The sequence below is a fragment of the Lutibacter sp. genome, from assembly GCF_021647475.1.
Taxonomy (GTDB): domain Bacteria; phylum Bacteroidota; class Bacteroidia; order Flavobacteriales; family Flavobacteriaceae; genus Lutibacter.
In genome coordinates this window covers 19,439-36,547 of the sequence record NZ_JAKIUR010000010.1, presented here as the reverse complement: position 1 = coordinate 36,547, position 17,109 = coordinate 19,439, and the positions used below count along the sequence as shown (strand labels likewise).

Here is a 17,109-nt window from a genome sequence, read left to right as displayed (position 1 = left end):
TCATATTTATACGTCATGCTGAACTTGTTTCAGCATCTCATAATTTTTTATATTGATGAGACCCTGAAACAAGTTCAGGGTGACGAACTTTTTATGATTAATTACGGAACAATCAATTTAATTTTTATATTCTTTTGTAATTTCTCCACAGGTTGGCATTGCATCTCCATAAAAAGGATTTTTAATGACTTTATCGTAACTAAGCCAATATGTTTTTTTCATAGAGCAATACTCTAAATAAAGTGGTTTATTAGAATTTTGAAAACCAAATTTATCAATAGCCTTTCCAAGTTCAGGACCTAATTTTGCGAAATTAATTCTCTGATTTTCAATATTTTTAGCGTTTATAATGTTGGTTGTTTGAAGATTTAATATTTTTAAATCTTTCATCCATTCATTATGAGCATCACCTAAAAGCAATAGCATATCAACTTTATTTAAAGACTCTTTAACATTTTCTGATTGTATTTTTGCCTGTGCAAAATCACCTTTAAAAAGTGCGTCTTTTAAATTGATATAGGTATTGATTACATTTCCTAACTGACTTTTAAATTTAGGATCGATTTTAGATTTGTCTATCATAACCATGTTTTTAACAGGTTTCTTCATCTTTTTCATTTCAGCATCGCTCATTTTAGACTTCTTTTTTTTGCTTCCACCCATATCCATTCCTGCCATACCACCGGTATTTCCTTTTGCACCAGTTGGGTTCATCATACTTTTTTGACCAATTAATTGTGCAGATGCATCTATACTGAAAACGCCATTGGTTGCAACTATTTCACCTTCTTTTAATCCTTTTTCTATGATATAGAAATTACCCATATCTTGTCCTAAAATAACTTCTCTATACACAAATGAAATTGTTTTTTCATGGGGTATTTTAACATAAACTACAGATCGTTTTCCTGTCCAAAGTACGGCAGATTTAGGAATGATAATGGCATTTTTTACATTGGTTAATGTAGCTTGTAGAATACCATTGGCAAACATTTCAGGTAATAATTTATTGCTAGGATTTTTAAGCTCAACTCTAACTTTAGCAACTCTAGTTTTTGCAGAAACAAAAGGATCCATATAGGAAATTTTACCTTTAAAGCTTTTGCTTGGTAATGCATTAATTGTGAAATTAACCATATTACCAACTTGTATCCAAGGAATATCAGCTTCATAAGCTTCAAACATAACCCAAACGCTACTTAAATCGGCAATATCAAAGAGGTTGGTACCTTCCATAATATGATCTCCAAGCTCCACATTTCGTTTCATAACATAACCAGAATAATCAGATAAAATATCTATTTGATCTTGAACTTTTCCAGATTTTTCAATGGCATCTATTTGGTGGTCAGATAATTTCCATAATTTTAATTTATTGCGTGTAGCCGTATATAATTGCGGATATATGTTTCTTGATTTAATAGCTTCAAATAACTCTTTTTGAGCTGAAATTAATTCAGGAGAATAAATCCGTATAATTTTTTGTCCTTTATATACTTTTTCTCCTGTAAAGTTTACATATAAACGTTCAATTCGTCCTGGAATATGAGAAACTTGTGAAAATAAACGTCTTTCATCTGGTTTAACCCTTCCTAACAAACGAATTTGTTTTACAGCTTTTGATTTTTCAACAATTGAAGTTTGAATATTTGCCAATTGTATAGCTTCAGGTGTCATTACAATTTCATTGGAAGCTATTTTTTCTCCAGTTCCTTTGTTATTGTCTAAAGGAATAAGTGTCATTCCACAAATAGGGCATTTCCCAGGCTTTTTCATTCTAATATTTGGGTGCATAGAACAAGTCCATAATTTTGTAACAGGATCTTGAACGTAGTTGTGTTCCTCTTTGTTTTGAGAGGTTTTTGTATTATCATCTCCAGAAAACACGTTTCCTAAGATAACTCCGATAATTAAAATACCGATTCCTATAATATAATTTTTATATTTTTTCATATTATTCATTTTATTTTCCGATTAAATAGTTCATAAATGCTATGGCAGCATTTTTATCGATTAGGGCTTGTTGATAAGCCAATTCATATTTTAATAACTGACGTTCAATACGCAAAACTTCTTCAAAATCTTTTGCATCCGTTGAATAAGAAATAATTAATACGTCTAGTATTTTTTTTGCTATTTGTGCTTGTTTTTGGTTTAATGTTATTCGTCTGTCACCATCGCTAAAATTTTTATAGGAAGACGAATAGATAGTGCTTAACACATTTTTTTTATCTTCTTTTTTATAGGTTTCAGCTTCTTGTAATAACTTAGCTTCTTTAATTAATGCTTTGTATTTTTTTCTGAAAATAGGTATTTTAATCCCTACGGAAGGAAACAAAAAAGCATCTTTACCATTGTCAACTGCTGTTGAAGAAGGATTTTTATCAACTACGGTATAATTTAAACCGATATTAAATTTTGGTAATCCTTCTTTTTTAGCAACAACTTCTTGATTTACAAAGGCACTTAACCTATGATCAATACTTTTTAATTGATGGTTGCTTGCATAAATTTCATCTAACATAGTTAACTTATCAAAAGGCAATTTATCTTGCCATAAAGTATCTGGAATTATAATACTATTTGAAACTTCTCGTGCCAATAAATTATTAAAATTAGTTTGGATAGTATTTTTAGTATCCTTAAACAAAGCCAATTGATTTTCTAAATCATTTAACTCTAATTCTACACGTAGTTCATCAACAATAGATGCTTTTCCTGATTCAATTTTAACTAAAGATAACCGTTTAAAAACTTGCAAAATATCCATATTCTGTTTCGTAATTTTAATAGCTTTTTCAATAAAATAATAATTATAAAAAGCTGTTTTTACTTCAAAGAATAGATTTGATTTTGAATTTTCAAATTTTTCAAAGTTGGCATTTGCCATTTCAGTTGCTACATTTTCTTTTGCATTTAGCAAACCAAACCAAGGAAAACTTTGAGTTAGGTTAAACTTCCATTTTTGAGGTCCAACACGTGTTTCAACGGGTTCAATAAAATAACCAAAAGCAACTTGTGGATCAGGTAAAGCACCTACTTGAGGTACTTTTTCCATTGCAGCCATATATTCACTGAATGTTGCTTTTAGTTCAGGATTGTTTTCGGCTGCAATTTTCAGATAGTTTTCTAAGCTTGCCTGACTAAAAGTATTAGTACTTATTAGTAGCAACAAACTAAATAAAATGATGTTATAAATTTTTACTTTCATTTTTATAAATTTAAGCTTGTGATTTTTTTAATTCTTTCTTTAAATTATGTTCTTTCCACATGCTGTAAAGCACTGGTACAACAAACATAGTCATCACCTGTAAAAGCATGCCTCCAAAAGAAGGGATTGCCATAGGTATTACTACATCAGCCCCTTTACCAGTTGCTGTTAAAACGGGTATTAAAGCTATAATTGCAACTGCAGCAGTCATCATTGCTGGTCGAACTCTTTTTGAGCCTGCATGTAAAATAGAAGCTCTAATTCCTTCAATGGTTTTAGGTTTTTCTTCATCAAAAACCTGAGTTAAATAGGTTCCCATAATTACACCATCATCGGTTGCAATACCAAATAAGGCGATAAATCCTACCCAAACGGCGACACTCAAATTAATAGTGTGGAGCTGGAATAAATCTCGCATATGAACCCCAGCAAAACTAAAGTTTAAAAACCATGTTTGACTGTATAGCCAAATCATAATAAAACCACCTGAAAAGGCTACAAAAATTCCTGAGAACACCATTAATGACGGTAATATATTTTTAAATTGAAAATATAAAATCAACAAAATTAGAATTAATGAAATAGGAACTACCAGCATCAATCGTTTAGAAGCTCTTATTTGATTTTCGTAATTACCTGTAAAACGATAGGTTACACCATCAGGCAATTTAAATTCACCAGAATCAATTTTATCTTTTATCAATTTTTGAGCAGCTTCTACCACATTGGTTTCAGCTTGACCTTCTTTTTTATCAAAAATTACATATCCTGTTAAAAAGGTATCTTCACTTTTAATAACTTGAGGCCCTCGAACATATTCTATAGATGCTAGTTCACCTAGTTCTACTTGAACACCTGCAGGCGTTGGGATTAAAATTTTCTTTATGTCATCAGGGTTATCCCTATACTCTCTTGCATATCTAACTCTTATAGGAAAACGTTCTCTTCCCTCAACAGAGGTGCTTAATTGTTTTCCTCCTATAGCTACTGATAATTGCATTTGCATATCTTTTATGGTTAATCCATATCTAGACATTGCTTGTCGGTTTAACTTTATTTCCAAATAAGGCTTTCCAACAACTCTATCTGCAAAAACAGTAGAAGGATTAATGCTAGGCACTTCTTTTAATAAACGTTCTAATTCAAAACCTGTTTTTTCTATAGATTCTAATGTTGGACCAAATACTTTAATTCCCATAGGAGCTCTCATTCCTGTTGAAAGCATAATTAATCTGGTTTGAATAGGTTGTAATTTAGGTGCAGATGTTAAACCTGGAAATTTAGAATGTTTCACAATTTCTTTCCAAATGTCATCTTCATTTTTTATTTTTTGACGCCATTGTCTAAAATACTCGCCATCTTCATCTTTAGTTAATTGATTTTCTGTAATTTTTTTAAACGCATCTTTTCCATATTTATAGGTTGAACCATTTTTTAAAACAAAAGCATTATTTTTGTTTACTTTAAATCGAATTCTTCTTCCATCGCCATCTAAAATATATTCAGGAATATAGTTTATTGTGTTTTCAAACATAGATGTAGGAGCGGGATCTAGAGCAGAATTTACACGTCCCCATTTACCTACCGATGTTGCTATTTCTGGAATATTATTTATACGTTTATTAATACTTGCCATTACCTTTATATTTTCGCTAATGCTAGAGTGAGGCATAGTTGTTGGCATTAGTAAAAATGAACCTTCATTTAGAGCAGGCATAAATTCTTTACCAACACCTGGAAAAGTTTTTTCCATACTATTCCAAGCACTATTGTTTTTAGCAAAATTTGGCATAAAACTAAAAACTTTACCAAAGCCAAGCCAAATGTTAGCTCCAAATAAAACTACAATAATAGGGATTGAAAGAAATTTCCATTTATTTTCTAAACACCATTTTAAAACGATATCATAGAAATGTACAATGGTCATTAACAAACCTAATACCACACCAACAATTAGAATTACGAATATAAAGTTGACTAATGTTGAGTTTGAAGCTCCTAAAGGCATCCATTCAATAGTTAAAAAATAAAGTACAACAAAAACTGTAATTGCAATATTTATATAATTGGCAATTTTTTCAGAATAAGGTAATTTTATTTTGTTTTTTAAGAAGGTACGTTCTGATACTTGAGTTAATAAGTTATTTACACCAAATGCAACTAGAGCTAAGGCAATTACACTTCCGTAGGCTATTAAAAATACAACACCAAACCCTATTAATAATGAATTGAATATGCGGCTGGTCTTCTTTTTATCTAATTTTATAGAGAATAATACTTGTGCCATTGCAGGTATAAATAGTATTCCAATAAATAAAGAAGAAATTAAAGCAAATGTTTTGGTAAATGCTAAAGGTCTAAATAGTTTTCCTTCTGATGCTTGCATTGCAAATACTGGTAAAAAACTAACAATAGTGGTAGCTAGGGCAGTCATAATTGCTGAGGCGACTTCAACTGTGGCAGCATAAATTACTTGTACTAATTTTTTACCACTAATATTTTTATTTTCGGGCATTTCTAAATGCCTAATAATATTTTCAGTAAATACAATTCCTACATCCACCATAACTCCAATGGCAATTGCAATACCTGAAAGTGCTACAATATTAGCATCTACATGAAAAAATTTCATTAAAATAAAGGTCATTAAGACTCCTACAGGTAATAAAGTTGAAATTAATATGGAAGCCCTCAGATTTAAAATTAATACAATCACTACTAAAATACTAATTAATAATTCGTGAGATAAAGCCGATTCTAACGTTCCTAATGTTTCATGGATTAAACTAGAGCGGTCATAGAATGGAACAATGGTTACTTTAGAAACCGTTCCGTCAGCTAATGTTTTTGAAGGCAATCCTGGAGCAACTTCTGCAATTTTCTTTTTAAGGTTTTGAATTACCTCTAACGGATTAGCACCATAACGTACAACTACCACACCACCAACTGCTTCTACACCACCTTTATCAAGCCCGCCTCTTCTGGGGGCAGGACCAAATTGTATTTTGGCAACATCTTTTAAACGAATTGGAACATTATTATTGACAGTAACTACACTTTCTTCTAAGTCAGATAAGTTTTTAATATAACCCAGTCCACGAATTAAATATTCAACTTTGTTAAACTCTAAAGTACGTGCACCAATATCTAAATTACTGTTTTTTACAGCATTCATAATCATTTTTACATCAACATTATTAGCTTTCATAGCATCAGGGTCAATTTCAATTTGATATTCTTTTACATAACCACCAATTGAAGCTACTTCTGATACGCCACTTGTTGCTGTTAAATAATAGCGAACATAAAAATCTTGGATTGTTCTAAGTTCTTGTGGATCCCAACCTCCTGTTGGTTTTCCTGTTTTTGGATCTCTACCTTCTAAAGTGTACCAATATACTTGTCCTAATGCGGTGGCATCTGGACCTAAAGCTGGTTTTACTTCATTAGGTACGGTTCCTGGAGGTAAAGAGTTTAATTTCTCAAGAATCCTTGTTCTACTCCAGTAAAAATCTACATCATCTTTAAAAATGATGTAAATACTAGATAGTCCGAAAATAGAATTACTTCTAATGGTTTTTACACCAGGAATACCTAATAAGGCAGTAGTTAAAGGATAGGTAATTTGATCTTCAATATCTTGCGGCGATTGTCCCATCCATTCTGTAAAAACAATTTGTTGGTTTTCACCAATGTCAGGAATAGCATCAACAGGTATTGGGTTTCGTTCAATTAAGGATGTTTTCCAATTAAAAGGGGCTGTTACAATTCCTCCAATAATGAAAGTGAAGAGTAACATAAATGTTATTAACTTGTTTTCAAGAAAATAGCGTATTATTTTATTAAGCATATAGCATTTGATTTTTAATTATTTAAATTTTAAAGTTATAAAAGCATGATAGGTATCATAACTTTTATAAGCTAACAAATAAAAAATAGTATAATAAATTTAACTATCTTATTTTGTGTCTAAAAAATAATTAAAAATCAGATAAGAAAAACTTGGTGGGTAACCTGAATGTTACTGACCAGTAGAGGAGGTGTATAATTTTTAAAAGGAATGATGTTAGTATCTAATCCTTCAAATAAGTTAATGTAAGTGTAAATAAAAGGAGCTAGAAACATTTGAGTATTAAAGTTTAAACTTGAAACATCAGAAGTTTCTAGCTCATTTTGTCCTGTATATATTTTAAGTATAGTATCACAACAATTTTTATCGGCTACATTACAATCTTCTTTTGAAGGTGTTTTTTCATCCATACTACAAGAATCAGCTTTTGAAAATAATGCACTGTCATATACTTCACCTCCACAATAGTGTTGGTTAACGGTAAACGACATTGTAGAAAAAAGGACTACAAAAGTCATTAAAATTGCTGCTATTTTTGTAAAAAATTGTTTCATTAATTGTCGCAAAGATATAATTTATTATTTATTTAATATTAAATGAATGTTAAAATGAAGATTATAGACTATTAATAACTTGTTTAAGTTTTTGTTGAACTTCCTTTGCAATTTCTTCTAAACTATTATTTTCAACAGCTCCCATTGAAGCAATAGGATCAACTGCAGAAATTACAATAGTGCCATTTTCATTTTCTTCAATAATTACATTGCAAGGTAGCATAATACCTATTTTATCTTCAGCAGATAAAGCTTTATAGGCAAAATGAGGATTGCAGGCTCCTAATATTTCATAAGGTCTAAAATCAACATTTATCTTTTTCTTTAAAGTTTCTTGTACATTGATGTTTGTTAAAATACCAAATCCTTCTTTTTTTAATGCTGCTGTAACTTTTTCTTTTGCAGTCTCAAATGTTACGTTTTTGAGAGTTGTACTAAAATAATAATTCATAATATATTGTATTTTATGATACAAAGGTAAGTTATCCTATTAAATCAATTTTTATGTTTTTTTGGTTTTTTGTTGTAAAATTATGATTCCTTTCTCATTTTTCTTAATTAATATTTTACTATTTTCAATTTATTATTTTCATTATAACGTATTGATACTAAAGTAAATATGTAATAAAAATTAAAAAATAATTTTAGTAATAGTGGAGACGCCGGGAATCGAACCCGGGTCCAAACAAGCAACTAAAATAGTTTCTACATGCTTAGTTTTTACTTAATTTTAGTCAAAAAGCTGATTAAAAACAATCCACTTTAAGCTTAGTTTCTTAAATTTCGAAATACTACCGAAACCATAGTAAATCTATGTTAATTTTTACGATGCCTCAAAATTGAACGCCATTAACCAAGGCTTTCAGGAGACATTTAGCATTTGCACCTAGTGCAACGAGGCTTTATCTTACTGTAATTCAGATTAAGCAGCTAAAGCAAAATTATTTTCGCCGTTTAAGTTTTTGAAATTGAGATTTACGAGTGCTATTTCATTACTCGGCATGCTTCTATATCAATTGATCTCGCAGTCAAAACCAATCGTCCCCAAAAATTAAAGAACTTTAAATAAAAGTGCACAAATTTAGTAAAAATATGTTACAATTATCACTTGCAAAATCTTTTAAATCCTAATACCTTCGTAGCAAATTTTATACCATTTATTTTATGAAGATAGGAATTATTAAAGAACGTAAAAATCCACCTGATAGAAGAGTAGTTTTAGTTCCAAAAAAATGTAAAGAATTAATGTTAGCAAATCCACAGCTTTTAATTAAAGTAGAAAGCTCAAAAGATCGTTTTTTTACAGATGAAGATTACCTAAATGAAGGAATTGAAGTGGTACATGATGTTTCTGATTGTGATGTTTTACTTGGCGTTAAGGAAGTTCCTAAAGCAAATTTAATTCCTAATAAAAAATATTTTTTCTTTTCGCATACTATCAAAAAACAATCTTATAATAGAACATTATTACAAGAAATTTTATCAAAAAATATTGAGTTATTTGATCATGAAACCATTACTAATAACCAAAATGTAAGATTAGTAGCTTTTGGTAGGTATGCTGGAATTGTAGGAGCTTACAACGGATTTAGAACCTATGGATTAAAATTTGACTTGTATAATTTACCTAAAGCAGAAAGACTTCATGACCAATTAATGTTAATACATAAACTTCAAAAAATTAAGCTTCCTGCTATTAAAATTGTATTAACAGGAAAAGGAAGAGTTAGTAATGGAGCTAAAGAAATGTTGGATGGAATGGGACTAAAAGAGGTTTCTGTTGATGAATTTTTGAACCAAACTTTTAAAGAACCAGTTTACGTACAAATTAATGTGCTAGATTATAATAAAAGAAAAGATGGAAAAGTAATAAATCGAAATGATTTTTTTAACCATCCACAAGAATATGTTAGTAATTTTATGAGATTTGCCAAAGTGTCCGATTTATATATTGCTTGTCATTTTTTTGGAACAGGTTCACCATATATTTTTACAAGAGAAGATGCAAAATCAAAAGATTTTAATATAAAAGTAGTTGCCGATATAAGTTGTGATATTGATGGTCCTGTAGCTTCAACTATTAGATCTTCAACTATTGCAAATCCAATTTATGGTTATAATCCTAAAACTGAGCAAGAAGTAGATTATAAAAGTAAAGATGCTATTGCAGTAATGGCAGTAGATAATTTACCTTGTGAACTACCAAAGGATGCTTCTGAAGGTTTTGGAGAAAGTTTTGCAAAATATGTTATTCCATCATTTTTTAATAATGATAAAGATGGTGTTTTACACAGAGCAAAAATGACTGAAAATGGAAAATTAACTCCTCGTTTTAGCTATTTGCAAGATTTTGTAGATGGAAAATAATCAACAACATTTATTAGTAAAATTAGCAAATACTAAAATGCCTTATGGAAAATATAAAGGTAAATTTTTACTTGATTTACCAGAACATTATATTGTATGGTATAAAAATAAAGGTTTCCCTGCAGGGAAATTTGGTGAATTACTGCATTTAGTTTATGAAATTCAGTTAAATGGTTTGGAAGATTTGGTACGAAAATTAAAATATTAAAATTAATTTTAATGTATATCCATTTTGTATCATATTTCTACGTCATGCTGAACCTGCCTGTCGGCAAGGCAGGCTTGTTTCAGCATCTCATAGTTTTTACTAATCACCGATTTATATTGATGAGACTCTGAAACAAGTTCAGGGTGACGAACATTTCATGATTAATTATGGACAATCAATTTAATTTTCTTTTCATTTTAAGTAAAATAGAATCTTTATTTTAAAATTAATTTTAAAATTTTAGCACTTATTTTTTATAATTTCAAATTGATTATCCTTAATTTTTCAAATATAGCTTAGGTTTCAAAGAGCAAACTAAAATCTATGAGAAAAAGTTAAATTTTTTCGAGAACTTTTCAACAATAAAATGTTATTAACTAATTCCATTAAAGGATAAAACAGGTTTATTTATTATCTAATTTTATTAACTCAAAATTAACACCAAAAACCAACTTTTTAAAATGCAACAATTAGTGTTTCCAAAAACTATAACTTATAACGAAGTGTTAGAGAGTGCTTTATCTTATTTTAATGGCGATGAATTAGCTGCTACAACTTGGCTGAATAAATACGCAATGAAAACCAAGAAAGGTGAATATTTAGAGGCTACGCCTAATGATATGCACCATAGAATGGCATTGGAGTTTGCTCGTATTGAAAGCACATATAAAGATCAGGAAAAAGGAGCAAGTGGATTATCAGAATATGGTAAAACACGTGAATTTTTATCCGAAGAAAAAATATTTGAACTATTTAAAGATTTTAAATATACAATTCCTCAAGGAAGTGTAATGTCTTCTTTAGGAAACAAAAATGTAATTTCATCTTTGTCTAATTGTGTTGTGGTTCCACCAGTTTATGATTCTTATGGTGGCATTTTTTATACCGATCAGCAATTAGCACAACTGTTTAAAAGAAGATGTGGAGTAGGAGTAGATTTATCTAATTTAAGACCAAATGGAGCTTCAGTTTCTAATTCTGCAGGAAGTACAACAGGTGCAGTTTCATTTATGCATCGATTTTCAAATACCACTCGTGAAGTTGCACAAAATGGTAGGCGAGGAGCTTTAATGTTAACTATGGATATTGCACATCCTGATATTGAAAGTTTTATAACCGTAAAACAAGATTTAAGTAAAGTTACTGGGGCAAATATTTCACTTCGATTATCAGATGAATTTATGGTAGCGGTAATGAATGATGATGATTTTACCTTACGTTGGCCAATTGAAAGTAAAACTCCGAAATATACCAAAATAGTTAAAGCAAAAGATCTTTGGAATTCTATCATTAAAAGTGCTCATAATACTGCTGAACCGGGTTTAATTTTCTGGGATCGACAACATTATTATTCAACTTCATCTATATATCCAGGATTTAAAAATAGCTCAACTAATCCTTGTTCTGAAATAGCTATGCAAGGAGGAGATAGTTGTCGTTTAATAGCGTTAAATTTATATAGTTTCGTTAAAAATCCGTTTACTGATAAAGCAAAATTTGATTATAAAAAGTTCTATAAAATAGCCTATGAATCACAACGATTAATGGATGATTTGGTAGATTTAGAATTAGAAGCTGTTGATAGAATCTTTAATAAAATAATGCATGATGAAGAACCAACAAATATTAAACAAGTTGAAATAGATACTTGGAAACTATTGTATAAAACTGGTAAAAAAGGTAGAAGAACTGGTTTAGGTTTTACTGCATTAGCAGATGCAATTGCAGCATTAGGAATTAAATTTGATACTGATGAAGCTTTAGCTGTTGTTGATGAAATAATGAAAACCAAATTCAAAGGAGAATTTGATAGTTCAATTGATATGGCAATTACCCGTGGAAAATTTGAAATATTTAATCCTGAAATTGAAAAATATTCTGAATTTGTTCAAATGATAGAAAAAGATTTCCCTGCCATTTACAAACGAATGATGAAATATGGAAGAAGAAATATTTCAGTAAGTACTGTTGCACCAACAGGAAGTTTGAGCATGTTAGCACAAACGTCTTCTGGTATTGAACCAGTTTTTCTGTTATCATATAAAAGAAGACGAAAAGTAAATCAAGATGATGAAAACGCAAAAGTTGCCTATGTTGATGATTTAGGGGATGCTTATGAAGAATTCGAAGTTTATCATCCAAAATTAAAAAAATGGATGGAAGTTTCAGGTAATACCTCAATGGATGAAAGTCCTTATAAAGGATCTACGGCTCCTGAAATAGATTGGATGAAACGGATAGAAATGCAAAGTTTAGTTCAAAAATATACTACGCATTCTATTAGTTCAACTATAAATTTACCTGCGGATGTTGATGTAGAAACGGTTGGTAATATTTATATTGAATCATGGAAAAAAGGCTTAAAAGGAATTACTGTTTACAGAGATGGTTCAAGAAGTGGAATTTTAGTTGCTAATGATGACAAAAAGGAGGAGAAGAAAGAAGGATGTTATGCGGATACAATTTTCCCTAAACGACCAAAAAAAATTGAAGCAAAAGTAGTTCGTTTTCAAAATGATTATGATAAATGGGTAGCGGTTGTTGGCTTAATTAATAACAGACCTTATGAAGTTTTTACGGGTAAAATTGAAGATGCATTTATTTTACCTGTTTGGTTAGAAAAAGGATGGGTAATAAAAAATAGAGATGAAAAAGGACATTCTCGTTATGATTTTCAATTTTTAGATAAACAAGGTTACAAAGTAACACTTGAGGGATTATCTAGAACTTTTGATAAAGAATATTGGAATTATGCCAAATTAATATCCGGAGTTTTACGACACGGGATGCCGATACAATATGTGGTTGATTTAATTAACAACTTAAATATGTACGATGATAATATCAATACTTGGAAAAATGGTATTGCACGTACTTTGAAACAATTTGTACAAGATGGTACGCAAGCGGTAGATAAAAAATGTCCAGAATGTGGTGATCCTGAAGGATTAATTTACGAAGAAGGTTGCTTAAAATGTAAAAATTGTGGACATTCTAAATGTGGATAATATAATTTTTGGTTAAACAAAAAAACATCAACAAAAATACATATCTTGTTGGTGTTTTTTTTATGAATCCAGTTGAGCAACATATTTTAAGTCAGAAAGAACCATATCAGTCTATTATGCTATATGTACGTAGTATAGTATTTAAAACGCTTCCTAATGTTGAAGAAAAGTATAAATATAAAGTTCCATATTATGTTTATAACAAAAAACCAATGTTGTATTTAAATGTTTTAAGAGGAACATATTATGTAGATGTAGCTTTTGTTCAAGGAATTTTATTAGAAGAAAAATATCCTCAATTAAAAGATAATAATCATAGAAAACAAGTTCGCTCACTTCAAGTAAAAAAGTTGGAAGATTTAGATGAGATGCTATTTGTACAATTATTAAAAGATGCTGCTATATTTTTAGATAATAGTAGAAAGGCTTGGGTTATTTAGTATTAGGTAACATTTCGGAGAAAATTTCAAAAACTTAAATAAATTACTTACTTTTGTCGTTAGTAACGTAAAAGGTATGATTATATCGTTTGGGTCAAAAGAAACAGAAAAAATTTGGATTGGGTTTAGAGTTAAAAAAATGCCTTTAGAAATTCAAAATGTTGGACGTCGGAAATTGAGAATGCTGAATAATTCTCAAGACATTACAGATTTAAGAATTCCTCCTTCCAATAGACTTGAAAAACTAACTGGAAATCTGAGTAGATTTTACAGTATAAGAATTAACAAACAATGGAGAATTATATTCATTTGGGAAAACGGTAATGCAAGTGAAGTGAAAATAGTTGATTATCATTAAAAAGTAAAGAAAATGGAAAAATTAGCAAATGTACATCCTGGAGAAATATTGTTCTACGAATTTCTTGAACCTTTAGAAATAACTGCTTATAGACTTTCTAAAGATTTGAAAATTCCTCAAACTCGAATTTCTGAAATTATAAAAGGTAATCGTAGAATAACCGCTGATACAGCTTTAAGATTAAGTAAATATTTTGGAAATTCTGCAAAATTTTGGCTTGGGATTCAAGATGATTTTGATATTGAACGAGGAAAGGAAACAAAAGAGTTTGAACTAAAGGAAATAAAACAGTTTAAAAATAAAAATATTGCTTAACCTTATAAAAGTCCGAACCCATTAATTGTTTTTCTAATAGCAACTAATTTACTTAATAAATCATCCAAATATTTCAGATTCAACATATTTGCTCCATCGCTTTTTGCAATAGAAGGATTAAAGTGAGTTTCTAAAAATAATCCATCAACACCAACTGCAACTCCAGCTTTAGCAATAGTTTCAATTAATTCAGGTTTACCACCAGTAACGCCACTACTTTGATTTGGTTGTTGTAGTGAATGTGTAATATCTAGAATAGTTGGTGCAAATTGTTGCATTTCGGGAATTCCCCTAAAATCAACAATCATATCTTGGTAGCCAAACATTGTTCCTCTATCGGTAATCCAAACTTTATTGTTACCGCTATCTTTTACTTTTTGAACGGCGTGTTTCATAGCAGCAGGACTCATAAATTGTCCTTTTTTTAAATTCACCACTTTTCCAGTTTTAGCAGCAGCCACCACCAAATCAGTTTGACGAACTAAAAATGCAGGAATTTGTAATACATCTACATATGCTGCTGCTTTAGTAGCATCATTAACTTCATGAATATCGGTAACCGTAGGAATATTAAAAGTTTCTCCTACTTTTTTTAGAATTTTTAAGGCTTTTTCATCACCAATTCCAGTAAAACTATCAATTCTTGATCGATTTGCTTTTTTAAAACTTCCTTTAAAAATAAAAGGAATTTTTAGTTTATCGGTAACTTTTAAAATATGTTCTGCAATTTTTAATGCCATTTCTTCACCTTCAATGGCACAAGGACCAGCTAACAAAAAAAAATTATTACTGTTAGTATGTTTTATGTTTGGAATTAGATTTAAATTCATTGAGTGATGATTTTAGTGCAAATGTACATCTTTTTTTATAGGATTAACACGATGATTTTAACACTAAAGCCCAAATATTATCTTAAAATTACAAATTCACATCGCCTATTTTTATCATAACCTTCTTCATCACATGCACCTGGTTTATTGCAATTATTTACAGGTTGTGTTTCACCATAACCAACTGCTGTAATTCTATCTGAGTTTATTCCTTGGCTGATAAAATATTTTTTTACAGATTTAGCTCTTTTTTCAGATAACATTAAATTGTATTTGTCACTTCCCCTAAAATCTGTATGTGCACCTATTTCGATTTTCATAGTAGGATATTTATTTAATATGCTAATTACATTTTCTAATTCTAAAGCAGCATCTTTTTTAATATTCCATTTGTCAAAATCAAAATAAATGGGTTTAATTTTAATTTGTATTTTATTGTTTTCAGTAATAATATTTTTTTCAGCCTGTTCAAAAGATTCCATTAAAATAGGTAGTTTGATGTTGGTGTTATTTTCATTCACTTGGAATTCTGTTTGAAATGGAATGTATAAATTTTTAGTTGCTTTAAGGATATATTTTTTACCTTTTTCAACTTCAAAATTATAAGAACCTTGGTTATCAACTACTACTTTCTTAATTACTTTATTGTTAGTGTTTAATAAGCTTACTTCTGCTTCAGGTAATAAATGTTTAGAAGTTTTATCTTGTACCACTCCATTAACAAAATACTTTTGATTTTGAGTAAATGCATAAATATCATCATCTCCAACACCATCATCTCTATTAGACGAAAAATATCCTTTATTTTCATCATTTATAATAAATGAAAAATCATCGAAATTACTATTTATAGGAGTTCCCAAATTAATTGGAGTTGAAAATTGATGATTAACTAAACTGCTTTCAAAAATATCTAAACCGCCATATCCAATTGGTCTATCGGACGAAAAGTACAATACATTATTTTGACTAATAAATGGAAATTGTTCTTTGTAAATAGTATTAATTTTGGGTCCTAAATTTTTAGGAGATCCAAAGGAGCCATCTTTATTAATATCAACTTCAAATAAATCAAAAGAACCAATACTTCCCGGCATATCGGAAGCAAAATAGAGTTTGTTTTCATTACTATTTAATGCTGGATGTTCTACTGAATAATTTACATTATTAAAAGGTAATTCAGTAACGTTTGTCCATTGATTATCTATCAATTCTGCTTTATAAATTTTTAAATGAGTTACTTTGTTAGCATCTTTTCCTTTTTTTCCATTTAAATAATTATTACGAGTAAAATACATGGTTTTACCATCTTTTGTAAAAACAGCATTGGCTTCATGCATTTTAGTATTTATATTTTTTGAAAAAGGTTCAATATTAATTAAGTTTCCCGAATTATCTGTATTTGCCACATACAAATCTAAATAAGGTTCGTTGTTCCAAGCATATAAATTTCCTTTTTTACTTGGTGAAGCAAATACAATTTTAGAAACATAAAATGAAGTGCCAAAATCGGATAAAGAAGTGTTTCCATTAATTGGATGAATAGTATAACTGTTTTTTAAGTGTTCTTTTTCTTTTTCTAAAGTAGGAATTGTTTTAATATCATTAACATTTTGATGTAATTGTTCTTGATATTTTTGAAACCATTTATCAGCTTCATTATATTTTTTAATTCCTTTTAACGTTTGTGCATATTTAAAATAATACTGTGGGGAAACGGTATTTTTATATTCAGAAAGCAAAAATTTATACCATTTTGAAGCTACTTTCATATTATTATTAAAATAATAACAATCTCCTAATTTTTGTTGAATTTCTTGTGTTTTCGGATTTTCGTTATTATAAAGTTCAGCTGCATCCATATAAGCTCTATTTTCGAATAGATGATTTGCTCTAGTCAAATTTTGTGAATTTACAAGCTGGGTTGAAATTGATAAAATAAAAATTGTGTAAATTATTTTTTTCATG

The 17,109-nt window shown here is 29.4% G+C and carries 13 protein-coding genes and 1 other RNA gene; 6 read left to right on the top strand and 8 right to left on the bottom strand.

The window, feature by feature from the left end; genetic code table 11:
* Window positions 1-117 precede the first annotated feature (117 nt).
* The 6 genes from L3J60_RS03955 to ssrA form a co-directional block, all read right to left on the bottom strand.
* On the bottom strand, window positions 118-1,953 hold the full coding sequence (locus L3J60_RS03955) for an efflux RND transporter periplasmic adaptor subunit (RefSeq protein ID WP_291974190.1): 1,836 nt from the start codon (window positions 1,951-1,953) through the stop codon (window positions 118-120).
* A 10-nt stretch (window positions 1,954-1,963) separates the two neighbouring features.
* A complete protein-coding gene (locus L3J60_RS03950) occupies window positions 1,964-3,211 on the bottom strand; it encodes a TolC family protein (RefSeq protein WP_291974189.1) in 1,248 nt (415 codons plus the stop codon).
* A gap of 10 nt (window positions 3,212-3,221) precedes the next feature.
* Window positions 3,222-7,061: an efflux RND transporter permease subunit gene (locus L3J60_RS03945; protein ID WP_291974188.1), complete on the bottom strand. Its 3,840-nt coding sequence runs from the start codon at window positions 7,059-7,061 to the stop codon at window positions 3,222-3,224.
* A 137-nt stretch (window positions 7,062-7,198) separates the two neighbouring features.
* Complete coding sequence (locus tag L3J60_RS03940) at window positions 7,199-7,615, bottom strand: hypothetical protein (protein WP_291974187.1); 417 nt, start codon at window positions 7,613-7,615, stop codon at window positions 7,199-7,201.
* Between the two features lie 61 nt (window positions 7,616-7,676).
* On the bottom strand, window positions 7,677-8,066 hold the full coding sequence (locus L3J60_RS03935) for a DUF302 domain-containing protein (RefSeq protein WP_291974186.1): 390 nt from the start codon (window positions 8,064-8,066) through the stop codon (window positions 7,677-7,679).
* Between the two features lie 200 nt (window positions 8,067-8,266).
* Window positions 8,267-8,661, bottom strand: a transfer-messenger RNA (tmRNA) gene (gene ssrA / locus L3J60_RS03930).
* A gap of 118 nt (window positions 8,662-8,779) precedes the next feature.
* Here ssrA and L3J60_RS03925 point away from each other — a divergent pair.
* The 6 genes from L3J60_RS03925 to L3J60_RS03900 all read left to right on the top strand — a co-directional run bounded on the left by L3J60_RS03925 (window position 8,780) and on the right by L3J60_RS03900 (window position 14,311).
* Complete coding sequence (locus L3J60_RS03925) at window positions 8,780-9,982, top strand: NAD(P)-dependent oxidoreductase (RefSeq protein WP_291974185.1); 1,203 nt, start codon at window positions 8,780-8,782, stop codon at window positions 9,980-9,982.
* The gene (locus L3J60_RS03920) at window positions 9,972-10,190 is read left to right on the top strand and encodes a DUF3820 family protein (protein WP_291974184.1); all 219 of its coding nucleotides are present in this window, start codon (window positions 9,972-9,974) and stop codon (window positions 10,188-10,190) included. The genes L3J60_RS03925 and L3J60_RS03920 overlap by 11 nt, the downstream gene beginning before the upstream one ends.
* Window positions 10,191-10,651: 461 nt before the next feature.
* Window positions 10,652-13,198 (top strand): adenosylcobalamin-dependent ribonucleoside-diphosphate reductase, encoded by a 2,547-nt coding sequence (locus L3J60_RS03915; protein WP_291974183.1) that lies wholly within the window; start codon window positions 10,652-10,654, stop codon window positions 13,196-13,198.
* Between the two features lie 8 nt (window positions 13,199-13,206).
* Window positions 13,207-13,638, top strand: coding sequence for a DUF1801 domain-containing protein (locus L3J60_RS03910; RefSeq protein WP_291974182.1), 432 nt, complete (start codon window positions 13,207-13,209; stop codon window positions 13,636-13,638).
* Window positions 13,639-13,714: 76 nt separating this feature from the next.
* On the top strand, window positions 13,715-13,996 hold the full coding sequence (locus tag L3J60_RS03905) for a type II toxin-antitoxin system RelE/ParE family toxin (RefSeq protein WP_291974181.1): 282 nt from the start codon (window positions 13,715-13,717) through the stop codon (window positions 13,994-13,996).
* Window positions 13,997-14,008: 12 nt separating this feature from the next.
* Window positions 14,009-14,311, top strand: a complete 303-nt coding sequence (locus L3J60_RS03900; protein WP_291974180.1) for a HigA family addiction module antitoxin — start codon at window positions 14,009-14,011, stop codon at window positions 14,309-14,311.
* A 2-nt stretch (window positions 14,312-14,313) separates the two neighbouring features.
* On the opposite strand, the gene kdsA is transcribed toward L3J60_RS03900, so the two are convergent.
* Window positions 14,314-15,141 (bottom strand): 3-deoxy-8-phosphooctulonate synthase, encoded by an 828-nt coding sequence (gene kdsA / locus L3J60_RS03895; RefSeq protein WP_291974179.1) that lies wholly within the window; start codon window positions 15,139-15,141, stop codon window positions 14,314-14,316.
* Window positions 15,142-15,218: 77 nt separating this feature from the next.
* Window positions 15,219-17,108 carry an OmpA family protein gene (locus L3J60_RS03890; RefSeq protein ID WP_291974178.1) on the bottom strand — a complete coding sequence of 630 codons (1,890 nt, stop codon included), beginning with the start codon at window positions 17,106-17,108 and terminating at the stop codon, window positions 15,219-15,221.
* Window position 17,109: the final 1 nt, after the last annotated feature.